This window comes from Nitrosospira multiformis (assembly GCF_900103165.1).
GTDB classification, from domain to species: domain Bacteria; phylum Pseudomonadota; class Gammaproteobacteria; order Burkholderiales; family Nitrosomonadaceae; genus Nitrosospira; species Nitrosospira multiformis_D.
This window is the reverse complement of record NZ_FNKY01000001.1, coordinates 799573-816385: the sequence shown is the minus strand read 5'-3', so window position 1 is coordinate 816385 and position 16813 is coordinate 799573. Positions and strand designations below refer to the sequence as shown.

The window sequence follows — 16813 nt, the reverse complement described above, 5'->3', positions numbered from 1 at the left end:
GGTCTCTGATTTCCGCGTTGGGGGTATTCATACTGCCCGGGAATGCGGGAAACTCGCTTCGAGTTACGGAGAAACCCGGCGCATTACATTGTGTCCCCTAACGCAGAACACCCAGCAGCGCGCCCCGCGCCTGTAAATCACGCATAATTGCCAGCCCTCCCTGAATCACGACTTCAGGCGAGGGATGATGACTTTCCGTGGCAACAATTTCGAGTGCCGTTTGACCTGTATGCTCGGCGGTTTCTAACAGGCTCATTAGCCGCGAGGTAAATGCGTTGATTTCGGTGAATCGAATCTGATCGCTGTTATCGCGGAATACCAGTAAATAGGTTTCTATTGGCATGGTTCGTGCGCGCGGGCTGATACGATGCACGGGCCACCGGTAACAAAGATTGGCGAGTGCCGGGTTTAGAGCGGGACATTGTTCCAGCAGGCTGCCGCCGGGATCGATGCGGTCCCAATCCGGAGTATCCGTTGAGACGGATAGCACCAGTTCCACCCATTCATAATGCGCAAGTTCCAGCATGAATTCCGGATAATCCGCCGGTGACGTCCATTCCGTTTGCAGGAACTGAATAAACTCATCAGGTATTTCCCTGAAAAAAGGCGAGCGGCTGCGATGCATGGCAAGGAACGCACGCACGAGCCTCCTCCAACGACGCGTTCCAAGTACTTTTCTGAGTACGGGAAAGCAGGTCAACAGGAAGCTCTCAACGTTGTTGTAAACCAGCCTTCTATATATCCGCATACGCGCTGCTTCAACGCCACGCGGACAAGCGTTCGCCTTAGGGTCACGGATATGTGCGGTAAAGGCGTACTGGAAGCGCTGAAATTCAGGAAGCGGCGCGGACATGGTTCGCACCCGCATATCGAGTCTGAGCCAGACCGATGCGCTCGACCTCATGCATCAGTTCATGCAGGGGGGGAATATTGAAGTCACGCTCCAGCAACGTGGGCGCTATGCCGTGAATGCGGTAAGTTTGATCCAGCAATGACCATACCGGATCGATTACGTCCGCGCCATGAGTGTCGATAATCAGATTTTCCGCTTCATGGTAATGTCCGGCCATATGCATGTAGACAATGCGTTCCGTAGGCATCGCGCAGATAAATTCGATGGGATCATAAGCATGATTAACGCTGTTGACGTACACGTTGTTGATGTCAAGATGCAGGTCGCAATCCGCTTCGGTTAATACAGCGCGGATAAAGTCTGCTTCACTCATTTCGGTAATAGGCGATCGCACGTAAAACGAGGCATTTTCCAGCGCAATGCGACGCCCCAGGATATCTTGAGCACGGCGAATGCGTGCGGCAACATATTTCACTGCTTCTTCGGTAAAGGGTATGGGAAGCAAATCATAGAGATGACCATCATCGGAACAGTACGAGAGATGTTCTGTATAAAGGGAAATCTGATGCTGATCCAGGAATTGCCGGATCTTGTGCAGCAACTCCTCATCCAACGGCGCCGGGCTACCAATGGAGAGTGAGAGTCCATGACAGACAAAGGGGTAACGCTCCGTGAAGCGGCGCAAATCCCGCCCCGTCACACCACCGAAATCGATCCAGTTTTCCGGCGCGATTTCAAAGAAGTCGATAGCGGCGGGAACACACTTTTCTAGCTCAGGAATTAATTCCCGCCGAAAGCCCAGCCCTACGCTGGCACGGCACAGGGATTCCACCACGGATCGGGAATTACTTCTTCATCCCGCCATGGGGCGCTGTACTGGGTGCGCCGGGCGCATGGGGTGCGGCGGGTTTGGCTCCTCCATAGCTGTCAGCCTCAGGCTGATCGACAGCGCCATCCTTGTTGGTATCCATCCTGTCAAATATGACCTCGTGATGTTTCAGGAATTCCTGCTTCGTGACTTTGCCATCCTTGTTGGTGTCCACCATCGACATGCCGCATCGGCCTTCACCGGATTTTGCTCCACCCCCATATTTATTGGGATCCACTTTATCGGCATACGCGAGCATGATGCCTTTATCCAGGGATTGCGCGATGAAAGGATTATCAGTCGCCGAGGCGAGTGGCGCCGCACCGAGCGTAGCTGCAAAAGCGGAACCCACAGCCAGGGAAATCATGGTTTTCTTATTGCGCATGATATTTTCTCCTAAATTTTGGATGAAATATTATGTCACAATTCAAGAGGAATTGGAGATTGGAGGACGGGCTTAGCTAGGGGTCGACTTCCCGTGTGAAAACCGCGCTCAGAAAAATCGCCCCCAGCTCGAAAAATTATCTCTTACTTGCTGCCTCCACACTTGCCGTCTTTCGTTTTCCCCTTTATCTCATCTTTGCTGACAAAGCCGTCTTTATTGGCATCCATATTTTCGAACATGGCGTTGTGATGCGTGGTCCATTCTTCTTTGCTGATCTTACCATCATTGTTTGCATCCGCCATAGCCGCGCCACACCTCCCTTCGCCACATGCACCCTGACCACCGCATTTACCTTCTCCACCCTTCTTTTCGCCATATTTATGCGCATCGGCTACCATGTAGCCCCTGTCGAGAGATTGCACGGCAAAGGGGCTGTCAGCCGCGGAAACGACCGGTGCACCACCAAGGCTAGCAACGAAAGCAGAACCAACGGCTATGGAAATAACGGATTTTCTGTTAGACATGATTTTCTTCTCCTGTATATATAGGGGGATGTTGCGTTGCACTCTGATAGAAAACCGCACTTGTCGTAGCAACCCACAAACTTGCTCTCTTTCTTCTGCAACCAGGTCTCGACGCGCGCGGATACCCTAAACAATCTCAACCATTATTGAAGCACCCGGCAGAGCAAATAATGGCCATAAGTAACATAGCACAATTTTCGGCCAGGTGCGACAAATTGTCGCACCTGGCCGGTCACGGCGCGGTAACCACGAGAAGAATACTCATAGCGATGGTCATCGTTTATGGACGATTTTGAGAAATGTGGCATTTATTTTATTCCAGGGGTATCCAAGCAATAGGAATTCTGCAAAAATTCGTGCTTTCGTGCGGGTGGGGTTCATGCAAACTGACTGACTCCGAAGTTATCTACAAACTCTTATATGGGTTAGAATTGACTTTAGCCGCATGTCGCGGCGGACGAATAGCAAGCGTATTGCTGTATAATATTCTTTTCTGTAAAAGTACCTTTATACGTCACCTGAAATATAAAAGGGATATTAAAAATGCCGCAAGAACTGCGTAAACCAGCGACCCCTTATAAGCTGAAGAAGGGGGAAAGCTACATGAGTTCCAGGCAGCTTATGCATTTTCGCAACATACTGGAAGGTATTAAAATTGAATTAGGGCAGGATATCGATCGCACGGTGCATACCATGCAGGATGAAGCGACGATTTTCGCCGATCCTAACGATCGTGCCAGCCAGGAGTCAGACATGGCGCTGGAATTACGCAATCGTGACCGCGAGCGTAAATTAATCAAGAAAATTGATGAGACCATTGCCAAAATAGACACTGGCGATTATGGTTATTGCGATAGTTGCGGCATTGAAATTGGCCTGAAGCGCCTTGAAGCCCGGCCCACTGCCACTCTCTGCATAGACTGCAAGACTCTTGACGAGATAAGGGAAAAACAGGTAGCTAAGTGAAATTGATGTGTTTTCCGCAGGCCTATTTGCATCTGCCTGTTGTCGCAAACTTGTTTCTTCCCGTAAAAAAGCCCCTATCGCGCGATAGGGGCTTTTTTATAATCAACCGTAAAGAAATGACAACATAAAGTCGTATTTTCTCGGCTAAAGCTTATGAAACAGTGTTGTCAACACCCTCCACGGTAACGGCTTTCATACTTAGACGTAGCCGTCCCTTGTCGTCCGCCTCCAGGACCTTGACCCGCACTGCCTGACCTTCCTTGAGATGATCGGCGACACTATTGACGCGCTCGTTGGCGATTTGCGAGATATGCAACAAACCATCTTTGCCTGGAAGAACGCTAACAATCGCGCCGAAATCCAGAAGTTTCAATACGGTCCCGTCGTATATTCTGCCCACCTCCACCTCAGCGGTGATGTCTTCGATCCGTTTTTTCGCCACTTCGCCGCCTTCGGCGTTAATACAGGCTATCATAACGGTACCATCGTCGGCGATATCGATGGTGGTCCCGGTTTCTTCAGTCAGTGCACGGATTACCGCACCACCTTTGCCAATTACGTCACGAATTTTTTCGGGATTGATTTTAATTTTGATGATGCGCGGCGCATGTTCGGAAATATCTTCGCGTGTTGAAGGCAGCGCCTGCTTCATAATTTGAAGAATGTGCATGCGGCCTTCCTTGGCCTGTATCAGTGCGGCATGCAGAATATCTTTGGTGATGCCCTGAATCTTGATATCCATCTGCAGCGCGGTAATGCCCTTCTCGGTGCCCGCTACCTTGAAGTCCATGTCGCCCAAGTGATCTTCATCCCCGAGAATATCGGTCAGCACGGCAAACCGGTTGCCCTCTTTAATGAGCCCCATGGCAATACCCGCCACATGCGCTTTCAATGGTACGCCCGCATCCATTAATGCAAGGCAGCCGCCACAGACCGAGGCCATGGAACTCGAACCATTCGATTCGGTAATCTCCGATACGACCCTTAGCGAATACCCAAATTCTTCGGCGGAAGGCAATACCGCAACCAAAGCCCTTTTGGCCAGACGTCCATGTCCGATTTCGCGGCGCTTGGGCGTGCCTACACGGCCGGTTTCGCCGGTGGCGTAGGGCGGCATATTGTAGTGGAGCATGAAGCGCTCGGAATAATCTCCCTGCAAGGCATCGATTTTCTGTTCGTCTCGCCCCGTGCCCAGGGTTGCAATCACCAGCGCCTGGGTTTCCCCCCGAGTAAACAAGGCGGAGCCGTGAGTACGCGGCAACAAGCCGTTGCGGATTGTAATGGGACGAACGGTACGCGTATCACGTCCGTCTATGCGAGGCTCGCCATCGAGAATCTGGGAACGTACTATTTTTGACTCGAGAGCAAAACAAACCTCCTTTACAACTTGCCCATCCGGCCCACCCTCTGTGTCGACACCGACTTCAGCAAAAACTTTTCTCCAGATGTTGTCGATAGCCTCGGATCGAGTCTGCTTCTGCCTCAATTGGAATGCATCGCGCAAATCCGTTTCCGCCAGACCGGCGATTTTCTCAGTCAGCGCGATATCCGTTTCCGCTGGTGTCCAGTCCCATGCAGTAACGCCTGCTTCGTCGGCCAATTCATTGATGGCGTTGATTACCGCTTGCATTTGCTGATGACCGTACATAACCGCGCCCAGCATGATGTCTTCGGACAATTCCAATGCCTCGGATTCCACCATCAGCACAGCTTGCTGAGTACCCGCCACCACCAGATTCAACTGGGTTTGTTTCAGTTCGGTCGTGGTGGGATTCAGGATATACTCCCCGTTGATGTAGCCCACCCGCGCAGCACCAACAGGACCATCGAAGGGGATACCGGAAAGCACAAGCGCAGCCGAGGCACCTACCAGTGCGGGTATATCCGCATCCACTTCATTATCGGACGACAGGACGGTGGCCACGATCTGTACTTCATTGTAAAAACGTTCTGGAAACAGAGGACGGATAGGACGATCAATCAGACGGGAAGTAAGGATCTCTTTTTCGGAAGGGCGACCCTCACGCTTGAAGAAGCTGCCGGGTATTCTACCGGCGGCATAGCTTCTTTCCTGATAATCCACCGTCAACGGAAAAAAATCCTGACCCTGCTTGGCATTTTTTGCACCCACCACAGTCACCAGAACCACGGTGTCGTCCATGGTAACCATCACCGCCCCGTGCGCTTGTCTTGCTATCTCCCCGGTTTCCAGCGTTAGTTGATGACGCCCGTAGCTAATACTTTTCTTGATTGATTTCAATTAACTGCCCTTTTTTTCAAAAAAACGTTCCCGTCCATTTGCGATCAACCCGTTCCAGCATGAGACGCGTACTATCGTTTATCGCAAGAGACAAGAATTTTCATGTGCTCCGCAGATTTCCGTCGTAATTACGGATCGATAGTCTATTTGCGCAAGCCAAGACGCTCGATCAACGTACGATAGCTATCAGCGCTGCTGCGCTTGAGATAATCGAGCAGCTTGCGACGGCGGCTGACCATACGCAATAACCCACGGCGGGAGTGATGATCCTTGACGTGCGCTTTGAAATGATTTGCCAGATCATTGATACGAGTGGTCAATAATGCCACCTGCACTTCGGGAGAACCCGTATCTCCAGTGGCACGCTGATACTCGCGCACCACTTGTGCTTTTTGATCGGTTGTGATTGGCATGCGTGCTCTCCATTAAATGCTTGATACGAAAGGCCGGTATTTTACTCTTTAACAGCGTGAATTCTCAAGTAATATGATGACTTTATTTTATCGCTGATGTGACTTGAACAACTGGTGCCTATTGATCTTCCATGACGAAAATCTTCTTTGGTACAAATATCACCCACTTGCGCAGCCAGGAAGCCACCTGGGATTTCAATATCTTTATCCATGCTACTAATCCGCTTCATGGGCGGAATGCGTCGAGACAAGCCCCATTTCCCTGTCCGCGTGGCGTACCACTGCGGATAACGTGGAGCACGCAGCACGGGAGTCCACTCCGAGACGCAGTAGCGTGCCGAGCGGCACGGATCGCCGCAGCAATAATGGCAGCAGACGCATCATGTCGGGACTGCCGTCGCGGCGTATCGCGCTAAGCAGAATCGAGGGGGGTGAAAACTCCACCGGGTCCGAGATTGCCCGCACCGTCAGGAATGGCAACCCGGCATGGGCGGCGGCCTCCGCCACCGCGCCGCTTTCCATATCCACTGCGCAAGCTCCGGTAGCCTGCGCCAACTCGCGCTTTGCGGTTGCTGAAGTCAGCACCTGCGTACTCGCCGCCAACATGCCACCCGCCACCCGTAAGCGGGCAGGAAGAAGCTGTCGCAGCCGGGCACGCCAGCCCAAATCAATTGGCAACAAGCGACCGCCGTAAATCGACTCCGGCAACACCAGATCGCCCGGCCGCAGGCTGGAGTCCAATGCGCCGGCGAGCCCGAAACTCATCAGAGCGGTAGCCCCGCCGGCTTTCAGGCCTTCCGCCGCTTCGCGAGCCGCCTCCGCGCCTATCCCGCAGAGCCATATCGCCGCGCTCTCCCCCAGGCTGATTCTTTTGTTAAACGGCAAGCGAAGTGGGGTAACGCAGCGAGCTTCCACCCGCATTGCGGTGACGATACCCACCCCCCTCACGCAGAGGTCTTCCGGGTCAGCGCATGAAATCTAGCCAAAGCCCACAGCGGAAAATAACTCGTGTACCCATGATATTTAAGATAGAAAACCCGCGGGAAGCCCGGCGCGGTAAACCAGGGCTCATGCCATAGGCCATCGCTATCCTGCTCATGCAGCAGGTATGCTATACCTCGGGATACTTCATGGCTCTGCCCCTCACCTGCCGCCATCAGACCAAGTAGCGCCCACGCTGTCTGGAAGGATGTGCTCGTCTCAAAACGCCCCGCTTGTTGTGGTTCGGAGTAAGAATCGTTGCCCTCACCCCAGCCTCCGTCATCACGCTGCACGGACTTTAACCACTGTACCGCGCGACGAATAGCAAGATGACCGTAATCCACACGCGCCAGCTGGAAAGCCTCCAATACCGCCCAGGTACCATATATGTAATTGCTCCCCCAGCGTCCGAACCAGGCTCCGCTGGGTTCCTGCTCGCGAAACAGGTAAGTCAAACCCCGTTCCACCGCATTCTTATGTCTGGGGTCGCCGTGTAATGCCAGAAAACCGGTACAGCGGGCAGTGACGTCGCTGCTGGGGGGATCAAGCAAGGCACCATGGTCGGCAAACGGAATTTCGTTCAGGTAGTAATAGGTATTATCGCTATCGAAAGCCGCAAAACCGCCGTTGCGGGATTGCATGCCGGCGAGCCAGTCCGCCGCGCGTATAATGCTTTCGCGATAACCCTCGGGATCCGCCTGATGCAATGCCCATCCCACCGCGGCAGTATCATCCAGATCCGGGTAATGGGGATTAGCGTACTGAAAAGCCCAGCCACCGCCCGCCAGGCCAGGGTGCTCTTCCTGCCAGTCGGCGGGTGCGTCAAGTATCTGATTGGGAATCAACCAGTCAAGGGCCTTGCGGATGGGCCTCTCATCTCTGCCCGCGCCCTCCTGTAGTGCAAGGCCTGTCAGCACGGTATCCCATACCGGCGATGTGCATGGCTGACACCAGACACGCTCGCCTTCGTCCACCAGCAACCCCTTGAGTGCGTTGCGGCACTGCTCTCGATACGGATGCTCATAGGGGTAGCCCAGCAATGCCAGCGCCTCGCTGGCATTTACCATCGCCGGGAAAATCGCTCCCAGTCCGCACTCGCCGTTAAGCCGCTCCACTGTCCAGCGCTCCGCCCGCTTTAATGCGATGCGCCGCAGAAAAGACGGAATAAATCGCTCGAATGGCGAGGCAATACGCTCAATCATCAGAAATAGCCAATTCAGCCGGGTGCGTACCGGAAAGTAACCCCGTTCATTTTCCGGAGACACTGTAAACAGCTCTTGAATATGGATATTGCGCGGATTCGCGGCACGCGCTTTCAAGCTGCAAAGAATGGATAACGGTACCGTGACGGCACGTGACCAGTACGCGATTTTGCTTAAATGGAACGGAAACCAGCGAGGCAACAATATGATCTCGACCGGCACAAACGGAACACCACGCCAGGGAATCTGGCCATACATGGCAAGCAGTATCCGCGTAAATACGTTTGCCCGTGCCGCGCCTCCATGTTCCAGAATAGCTGCGCGTGCGCGTATCATGTGCGGCGCGTCGGGAGAGTCGCCCACAAGCTTCAGGGCGTAGTAGGCTTTGACCGTACAGCTTTGATCGAAATGGCCGCCGTAGTATAACGGCCAGCCATCATGCGCGGGATCCTGTTTTTCACGGATGAATCGGGCGAGCCTGACTTCGAGATCCCTGTCCACATCATCCATGAAATGCATCATTAGCACATACTCCGCCGGAATTGTACAGTCCGCCTCCAACGGAAAACACCAGTGGCCATCCTCTTTCTGCAGGGAAAGCATGGCCTCGCGCGCCGCGGTCAATCCATCTTCCAGCGCCGTTGAACTCAGGAATCTATCTTGCGAAGACAATCTGGCGGTACGCTCCAATCTTTTCATTCGTTTTTACCTATTACCGTACTACGTGGATCCATCGGCATATCCATCATTGAATCCCGATGGTAACCTCCGGCGATGCAGGAAGTGGGTTGCATGGTCGGTTTTCCCTTGCGAATGAACCATGAGCTACCACCTGCCGACAACCGGCATTCCAGAATGCCTGCCACATCGCAGAAAGAACTGATGCCGATCTAATGTTCTATTATACTCGCTTGAAATTAATTTTCAGAGTAATGGCTTGACCGTAGGCTTATTCTGGGCGGGATCGTCGTCGATCGGGTCATCGTAGACCTCCGGTGGCGGATCACCGTCATAAATCAGATGCTTACGTTGTTGTAAAAACCCCTCACGTACAAATAGATAAGGATCAAGCGCCGCCTGGTCGCGTACGCGCATGGGACCGGATAATCTCGCCCGCTTGTCAATAATACCCAGAACGGTGACGGGCCCCACAATGGCGGTACTGGCAACAGTCCCCGCATAAAATAAAAGATTGCTGAAAACGCTTACGGGAATGCCGGGCGCATCCCGATAGCTGCTGGGCCCAATCAGGGGAACAAACAGATAAGATCCTGTATTAACCCCCCACACGCCGAGCGTCTGCCCAAAATCTTCGTCGTGCTGCACCAGACCCATGGGCGTTGCCATATCAAAAAGTCCTCCCAGTCCAATGGTCGTATTAACCACAAAACGCAAACTGTCCTGGAGTCCCTGGCGACCCTTGCCCTGCAAAAAAGCATTCAGAATAACGTTCGGGTATGCAAGATTGTCATAGAAATTTCCGATCGAACGTTGCATGGGATTGGGAATATACTTGATATAAACATCGGCAACCGGCGCCAGAACGTTCCGGTCAACCATATCGGTGAAATCATAAAACTTGCGATTGGTTTTCTCGTTGGGATCGATCGAATCCATGCCTGTGTCGTTCGGACGCACGGTGGCGCAACCGGTAAACAGCACCGCACATACTAGTAATAGAATGGTTGCCGGTGTATGCGTCATAATCAAGTAAGGCGTAAACCAACCTTGTTAATCGTAAATCTCCCGGGGCAGTAACATTTTTGCAACATAGCATAATAATTCAAGGTGCGCAGTATAAACAATTATTGTCAAATTGGCGCATAACTTTCTTTCCCGGATTTTTCTTAAATTCACGCTAAAATTTAATAAAAATTGTTTTGTAATGATATTTTGCAATTGAGTGGCATAGTTATTCATATGCCAGATTGAACAAAATTTCCATACGAAACAAAAGACCAGCGGGAATGCGCGTCAATTCATAAAACATCCGGATTATAACTCCATGGATGCGACGTTCGCCGGAGAAGGCTTATGCCAATGACAGAAATGTCTCCCCGACCGCCCTTACGGCGAAGTGGAATTCGCGCTCCGGACGGGGGTACGCAGTATCGCCGGCAATATAACGAGTGTACAGATCAAAGTAAAAGTCAGTCCCACCGTCAGCATTATTCCAATACTGGCGGTGCCCTGGTGCGATGAAAGCATAAGACTTGCGAAATCCACCAAAGCGGTCAGAGCGCTATAAAAAATGGCGCGTGCGGTACTGGTGTGAATCAAAACTTCGCTCACCATTTCATTGTTCAGACTTCGGTGCACCATGTGCAGACTGCTGTCGATACCAAGACCCAGCAACAATGGCAGAGCGATAATATTGGCGAAATTGAATGGGACATTCAACAGGATGGTGAATGCGGCGGTGAACAAACTGGATAACAAAAGCGGGGTCAGCACGAGCAACATGTATTTCACACTGCGCAGTATTATCAGCAATGCGACGACAATCCCCAGCAGCGCCAGCAAGAACGCCTGAACGAATGCCTTCACGACGGCCTCGCCTGCATCAAGACTCACTATGGGTGCCCCGGTTGCATTGGGCGCCACTTCCTGAACCGCCCGCACAAAACGTCGCAATGCCTCATTGTCGTTGAGATCTTCCGCAGGATAAACCGCCAGCCGATATTCACCTGACTGGCTATGCCAGCGCCCCCCAAGCGATGCGGGCAGATCCTGTTCCTTAAATGGAGCGGCTTCCGTGGCAGTGTGCAAACTCCGCAAAGCAATAGGCAGCGTCGCAAGCAGATCTTCCTCAATGGCATTCAGCAGCTTGCGTTTTTCGTCTGTGCTGGCTGCATCGAGCTGGACGAACAGCGAAGTCAGAGACGCCTTGAGGGTTCGTACGGTTCCAGACGCGGGATGACCAGGACGCTCGGCTATGAATCGATCTAATGCGGCGGCCAGTTCATCAAGCGCCTTTCGCTGCCGCAGCGAGGTATCTTCCCCGGTAGCCTGGGCCTTGCTTGAAACCGAGATCGGTCCCATCGTCAGTGCCATTTCCTCGACAAGCTGGAGTTTCTCCTCTTGCTCCGCCGGCACGAAATCGAGAATCGTGATCACCTTGCTCACTTCGGGAAGCTCAGCCAATCGCTGCGCCAGGCGTTTCGTTTCCTGGTGATCTTTGGCCAATACAACCGCGTGCCAGGGTGAATGGTCGGTATCCGCAAGAAGCTCCCGGAAAGTCCGCACCGCTTCCCCAGTCTGATCTTGCATATTCAGCAGATTGTAGTCAAATCTTACCTGGGGCAATAGAGCAATCGCGGCAATGGCTGCCACTGCCGTAGCGGCATAGGTCAACTTGTGCCATTTTAATGACCATTCGAGCACTTTGCCGACAGAACCCTTTGTGATGGAAGTCTTTGGCGGCCGTTTCGGCAGATAACGCAGGAGGGCAGGCCCCAAAGTAAGGGTGACCAGCAGACTGATGATCATGCCGGTACCGGAGATGATCCCCAACTCCGCTACTCCGCTATAATCGGTGGGCATGAATGCGTAGAACCCAATGGCGTTGGTGATGGTACACGCAGTCAATGCGGCGCCTGCATCCCCGCCAGATATATGCGCGGCCTCTGTGGGCGGAAGACCATTTTCCAGAACCTCGCGATACCGCAGCAGAAAGTGGATTGCAAAATCCGCCCCCAAACCAATGTATAACACCGCAAAAGCAATGGAAATCAGATTCAGGTGACCGACTACAGCAGTAGCGAAGGCCGCGGTGAGAATCAGACCCATTGTCAGGCAAAGTAGCACGTTGAATATCAGTCCAGCGGTGCGCATCGCGAAATAAAGTACCACCGCCACCAGGATAAATGTAATCATCCCGGCATATTCCATCCCGCGAAGCGAACTGTTGAGCTCCTCTTCGGCCAGGGCTACCTCACCGGTGATGCGCAACCGCACCGGCCCATCTTTCGTTACGCCAGTATCTTTCGCGGCGGCATGCAGCGCTGCGATGGATTGCTCGGCCGGGAACATCAGGGTGTAATCCAGTCTCGGTTTTACGACGATTAGTTCCTGGTATTTGCTTTTCTGGGGTTCGCCATGGAATAGGGATTGCCATGACAACACCCTGGGCGCACTCGCGAGCCGCGCATCCAGAGTCGTACTCAACCCGCTTAGCACAGGTTGAAGCTCCATGCTGCGCCCCTTGCGTAATTCGTCCACCGCACCGGAAAGTACAGAAACAAAAGCGGGCAGGGTGGGATCTCTGACGATATGCGCTATTAACGGCTGTGCCGCGGCCAGACTGTCAGTGATCTGCTCCAGTTCCGGGAGGTTTTGATAGAGCAAGCCATTGCGCGCGAAGAAGTCATTTACGTTTGGGGGATAGACATCATGAAAGTTTGTGGTGTCCTCTTTTAAACGCGCCACAAGACGGTCTGCTGCCATATAGGCCTGCTCGGGTGTGGGCGCATCCAGCACCACCAGCAGAGTTTCCATGTCTTGCGGGAAGGTTTTATTGTAGTGCTTCATGTTGACGCGAAACGGCAGATGCTCGGAGAGCATGTCTGTGGTATCGGTATTCATGCCGAGGTTACGCGAAACATAGACGCTGGATGCCACAGCGGTCAACAACGCTCCAAAAAGAATCCAGGCGCCGTAACGGTAGGAGATGGTGGACCAGCGCGCAAAAATATCATAGATGCGGCTGTGAGAAGCTTTGGCGGAAATAGTCATCCTTCAGGAAGAATTTGGAGCGATCGGCCCTTGGTGCTGCGTGATTTTCTTATTCTTCTTCGGTCAAGGCGATCTTTTTCTTGAGCATGTCGATGAGCGTCTGAAAACCGTCACGCTGAAGGATAGCACGGTATTCAACACGCTTGAGCGCAAGGTCACTGACGCCGTCGGCAAGGATATTGACAATGCGCCACCCCTCCTTCCCCTGACGCAAAATATAGTCGAAACGTACAGGCTCGCCCTTCAATGGAACGAGCCTGCTGCGCACCATTATCTGCTCTCGCGGCATGACCTGCCGCTCCAGAAATTCAAAACGCTCACCCTCATGACTTTTAAACCACCCCGCATAGGTGCCAATGCTGAGCTTCCGGAAAACATCCGTGAAAGTCTGCTGCTGAGCGGTACTCAGCTGAGTCCAGTTGGGACCCAAAGTGGTACGTGCGATAAAGTCCAGATCGTGAGTTTGATTGATGACGGGGGTCAGAAGTTCGAGACGGCCTCGATAGCCGAGTTTTGCGCCTTCGCGCATTGCCTTGATCAGGGACTCGTGCAGATGACTGACGACCTGCTCCGGGCTGCCGGAATCCATCGTCTCGGCCCAGGATACGGGCGTAACCATCAGCATGGCCGCTACTATTATCTGGAATTGCAATACAGACTTGATTGCACGCAGGACTTTCATATTGACTACCTTTACCGCAAATGTGCTGACCGCGCTGTAACGAAGCACCGAAATCCTTGTCATGGCCCAGAGAAATTCCTCGCCGGAACTACACGCTGGCAATAACTCGCGAATTCGATGGCGCTCTGACACGCCACCGAACCCACGTGAATGCTCCGCGCCAACTCGCTGACTGGATCTTCTATCGCTCCACCCTGACAGGAATTCCGCCAATTGTTTTGCGAGCTTTCAGTTCTTCGGTTACCCATTTAGGTGTAGGCTCGGCCACCATTGGACCGGTCGTTCTCGGACCTTTGAGCGAGGCGAGCAATGCCTTCAGCGGATGCTGCAATGTATCTTCAACGGCCGTCGCTTCGTAACCGCAGTGAGCCATGCATTGCGCACATTTGGGATTGCTGCTGTTCCCGTATTTCTCCCAGGGAGTATCATCCAGCAACTCCTGGAAACTGGCCGCATATCCCTCATCCGGTAATAAATAGCAGGGTTTCTGCCAGCCGAATATGTTACGCGTCGGATTACCCCATGGGGTGCACTCGTAATCCTGATTGCCGGCCAGAAAATCAAGATAAAGCTTGGAATGATTCAATTTCCAGTCGCGCTTCTTGCCGATTTCAAAAATACCCCGAAATAGTTTCTTGGTATCTTGTCCCTTAATAAAGATATCCTGTTTCGGCGCACGTTCATAGCTGAACCCCGGTGCAATCGTTGCGCCCTCAATGCCTAGCTCCATGGCATAATCCAGGAATTCGGCAACGTCCTCCGGGGTTTCACCCTGAAACAGGGTACAGTTCACGGTAACTCTAAATCCTTTTGCCACGCACAATTTGATTGCCTCAACCGCACGATCAAAAACGCCGTCCTGACAAACCGAGGCATCATGTCTCTCTTTCATGCCATCCAGATGGATGGAGAAAGTCAGAAAAGGTGACGGCGTATAGTCATCAATCCTTTTTTTCAACAAAAGCGCATTCGTGCAGAGATACACATACTTCTTCCGGGCAATGATACCCGCGATAATTTGTGGCATCTCCTTGTGTATCAGTGGTTCGCCACCGGGAATCGATACCATCGGTGCGCCACATTCATCAACAGCCTGCATGCATTGCTCAAATGAAAGGCGCTGGTCAAGAACATCTTCCGGATAATCAATCTTGCCGCAACCCGCACAGGCCAGGTTACAGCGGAACAAAGGCTCCAACATCAGGACCAAAGGATATTTTTTTACTCCTTTCAGCTTTTGCTTGAGTAGATAGCTACCGACAGCTATCTGTTGACGTAAAGGAACTCCCATCAGTAAATCCTCCAAAAAACTTCAATAAACTGACTGATAGCCGCACAGAAATCACTTTTCTTATTATTCTAAAATTCATAAAATCTTTTACACTGCGCTGGCGGCCTATGTCATCTCTCTTTTTTGTTACTTCCTGGCGACATTTTATTGCATCAGTATATTAGCACGTATGGCTCATAAACTAAACACACAGCCACTTTAGGGTTAATGCACGAGTCTTGTTTGTGCCTTGGTCCGGAAGTTCCCGCACAGCATATTTCATCACAAATCCGGCCAAAAAAATGGGGCGCCGAAGCGCCCCATTTCAACTGATTTGATTCAATTAAAAGTTGTGACGAACACCAACCGTGTAGGTAGCGCGGCTACCCGTTGCATAGCTGGGAGCCACCATACCACCGATATCATTTGCTGACGCAGCGTTGGGGTTAGTCACATACACGTGCTGATAGCCACCGAAAATACTGGTGCGCTTGCTCAGGTTGTGGATGGCACCTACCGTAAAGCTGTCAGCGCTGCGTTTCGCTGCTGAATTGATGCCACCCGCATGTGCCTTGGTCATACCGCCTTGAGCCACTAAAGTAGTATTACCCCATCTGTATTGGGCACTGGCAAACCAGATATTTCCGTCCCCACCGGCGTTCATGGCGGAATTACATTGTCCTGAACCGGCTCCAGGAGCATCCAGCGGATTAGCCGTCAGGGAAGCAGCAGTGCTACAGGTTGCGGCGCCAATAGCATTGTTGATGTCTTCATATTGACCGCTAAGCTTGAAGTTTTCGAAAGCCCAAGAGGCACCAACACGCCATACTTCTTCGGTCTTCAAACCTATGGCCTTCTGTGTCTGGTTGGCATTGTCCCTGGAATAGCCACCGAATATATCAAAACCCATGCCCATGTAATCCATATGGTATTTGGCAGCGGCCTGGCCATCGAATTCGCCATTTCTACCGCCGGTATTACCATTGCTACCCAAGCCGCCGGGGGCTATGCCGGAGAAAATGCCGCCCTGTTGGAGAGGATTAAGCGTATTTGCGTCGCCGGGCATCAATAAACCTGAGAAGGAGAAACCTTCTATGTTAGCGGAATCGTAACGGATCGCGCTGTTGACGAACGTATTCGCACCGGAACCCATACCATTGGCGCTTGCAGTCATGGTGCCGCCGGAACCGCCGGCTTGCAGTGTGGTGTAGGCAAACGGATCAATCGTCATGCCGCCCGCGAAGTCCTTGAATGGAGACTGAACACGGCCGAATTTGATATCGCCCCATTGATTGCTGGAAAGACCAACCCATTGCTCACGCGGGGTGGTAGCCGAACCGGAACCGGCATTCAAGCCCTGTTCCAAACGGGCATTGGCCTTAAACCCATTGCCCAGATCTTCGGTGATATGCAGACCCCAACGTGACGAACGGGAATTGTCCTGCAACGATCCCTGGCTGGGCGAACCGGAAAAATCGACCAGGCTATATTCAGCTTGCACCCGGCCAAATATCGTGACATTCGTCCCCTGAGCGGATGCAACCACCGGGGCTGCGAGTGCCCCGGCGACAGCCAGTGCAATCAGTTTCTTTTTCATGTGGAAAATCTCCTTTAAAGTTGAAACGGTGGGGCCATCTCACCGACCCTATTTTCGGTAAAGTGCGTCCCGCTACTT

15 protein-coding genes are annotated in these 16813 nt (G+C 52.4%); 1 reads left to right on the top strand and 14 read right to left on the bottom strand.

What is annotated here, in order from left to right; genetic code table 11:
- Positions 1 to 97: 97 nt before the first annotated feature.
- The 4 genes from BLR00_RS03720 to BLR00_RS03705 all read right to left on the bottom strand — a co-directional run bounded on the left by BLR00_RS03720 (position 98) and on the right by BLR00_RS03705 (position 2630).
- A complete protein-coding gene (locus BLR00_RS03720; RefSeq protein WP_074630865.1) occupies positions 98 to 853 on the bottom strand; it encodes an HvfC family RiPP maturation protein in 756 nt (251 codons plus the stop codon).
- The gene (locus BLR00_RS03715; RefSeq protein WP_074634116.1) at positions 834 to 1685 is read right to left on the bottom strand and encodes an HvfB family MNIO-type RiPP peptide maturase; all 852 of its coding nucleotides are present in this window, start codon (positions 1683 to 1685) and stop codon (positions 834 to 836) included. Before BLR00_RS03715 ends, BLR00_RS03720 begins: the two co-directional genes overlap by 20 nt.
- A 13-nt stretch (positions 1686 to 1698) precedes the next feature.
- Complete coding sequence (locus BLR00_RS03710; RefSeq protein WP_074630864.1) at positions 1699 to 2106, bottom strand: EF-hand domain-containing protein; 408 nt, start codon at positions 2104 to 2106, stop codon at positions 1699 to 1701.
- 143 nt (positions 2107 to 2249) lie between these two features.
- Positions 2250 to 2630 carry a CREC-EF hand family protein gene (locus tag BLR00_RS03705; RefSeq protein WP_074630863.1) on the bottom strand — a complete coding sequence of 127 codons (381 nt, stop codon included), beginning with the start codon at positions 2628 to 2630 and terminating at the stop codon, positions 2250 to 2252.
- A 543-nt stretch (positions 2631 to 3173) separates the two neighbouring features.
- Here BLR00_RS03705 and dksA point away from each other — a divergent pair.
- Positions 3174 to 3596 (top strand): RNA polymerase-binding protein DksA, encoded by a 423-nt coding sequence (dksA, locus tag BLR00_RS03700; RefSeq protein ID WP_074630862.1) that lies wholly within the window; start codon positions 3174 to 3176, stop codon positions 3594 to 3596.
- A gap of 151 nt (positions 3597 to 3747) precedes the next feature.
- On the opposite strand, the gene pnp is transcribed toward dksA, so the two are convergent.
- The 10 genes from pnp to BLR00_RS03650 all read right to left on the bottom strand — a co-directional run bounded on the left by pnp (position 3748) and on the right by BLR00_RS03650 (position 16735).
- Positions 3748 to 5856 (bottom strand): polyribonucleotide nucleotidyltransferase, encoded by a 2109-nt coding sequence (gene pnp, locus BLR00_RS03695; protein WP_074630861.1) that lies wholly within the window; start codon positions 5854 to 5856, stop codon positions 3748 to 3750.
- 143 nt (positions 5857 to 5999) lie between these two features.
- Positions 6000 to 6269 (bottom strand): 30S ribosomal protein S15, encoded by a 270-nt coding sequence (gene rpsO / locus BLR00_RS03690; RefSeq protein ID WP_074630860.1) that lies wholly within the window; start codon positions 6267 to 6269, stop codon positions 6000 to 6002.
- Positions 6270 to 6310: 41 nt separating this feature from the next.
- On the bottom strand, positions 6311 to 6481 hold the full coding sequence (locus tag BLR00_RS16585) for a hypothetical protein (protein WP_176759929.1): 171 nt from the start codon (positions 6479 to 6481) through the stop codon (positions 6311 to 6313).
- 4 nt (positions 6482 to 6485) lie between these two features.
- Positions 6486 to 7217 carry a phosphorylase family protein gene (locus BLR00_RS03685; RefSeq protein WP_074630859.1) on the bottom strand — a complete coding sequence of 244 codons (732 nt, stop codon included), beginning with the start codon at positions 7215 to 7217 and terminating at the stop codon, positions 6486 to 6488.
- Positions 7214 to 9151, bottom strand: coding sequence for a squalene--hopene cyclase (gene shc, locus BLR00_RS03680; protein ID WP_074630858.1), 1938 nt, complete (start codon positions 9149 to 9151; stop codon positions 7214 to 7216). The genes BLR00_RS03685 and shc overlap by 4 nt, the downstream gene beginning before the upstream one ends.
- Before the next feature lie 225 nt (positions 9152 to 9376).
- Positions 9377 to 10156: an MlaA family lipoprotein gene (locus BLR00_RS03675; RefSeq protein WP_074634115.1), complete on the bottom strand. Its 780-nt coding sequence runs from the start codon at positions 10154 to 10156 to the stop codon at positions 9377 to 9379.
- A 363-nt stretch (positions 10157 to 10519) separates the two neighbouring features.
- The gene (locus tag BLR00_RS03665) at positions 10520 to 13186 is read right to left on the bottom strand and encodes an MMPL family transporter (protein ID WP_074630856.1); all 2667 of its coding nucleotides are present in this window, start codon (positions 13184 to 13186) and stop codon (positions 10520 to 10522) included.
- A 49-nt stretch (positions 13187 to 13235) separates the two neighbouring features.
- Positions 13236 to 13931: an HpnM family protein gene (locus tag BLR00_RS03660; RefSeq protein ID WP_256324038.1), complete on the bottom strand. Its 696-nt coding sequence runs from the start codon at positions 13929 to 13931 to the stop codon at positions 13236 to 13238.
- A gap of 118 nt (positions 13932 to 14049) precedes the next feature.
- Complete coding sequence (gene hpnH, locus BLR00_RS03655; protein WP_074630855.1) at positions 14050 to 15159, bottom strand: adenosyl-hopene transferase HpnH; 1110 nt, start codon at positions 15157 to 15159, stop codon at positions 14050 to 14052.
- Between the two features lie 322 nt (positions 15160 to 15481).
- Complete coding sequence (locus BLR00_RS03650; RefSeq protein WP_074630854.1) at positions 15482 to 16735, bottom strand: porin; 1254 nt, start codon at positions 16733 to 16735, stop codon at positions 15482 to 15484.
- Positions 16736 to 16813 lie beyond the last annotated feature (78 nt).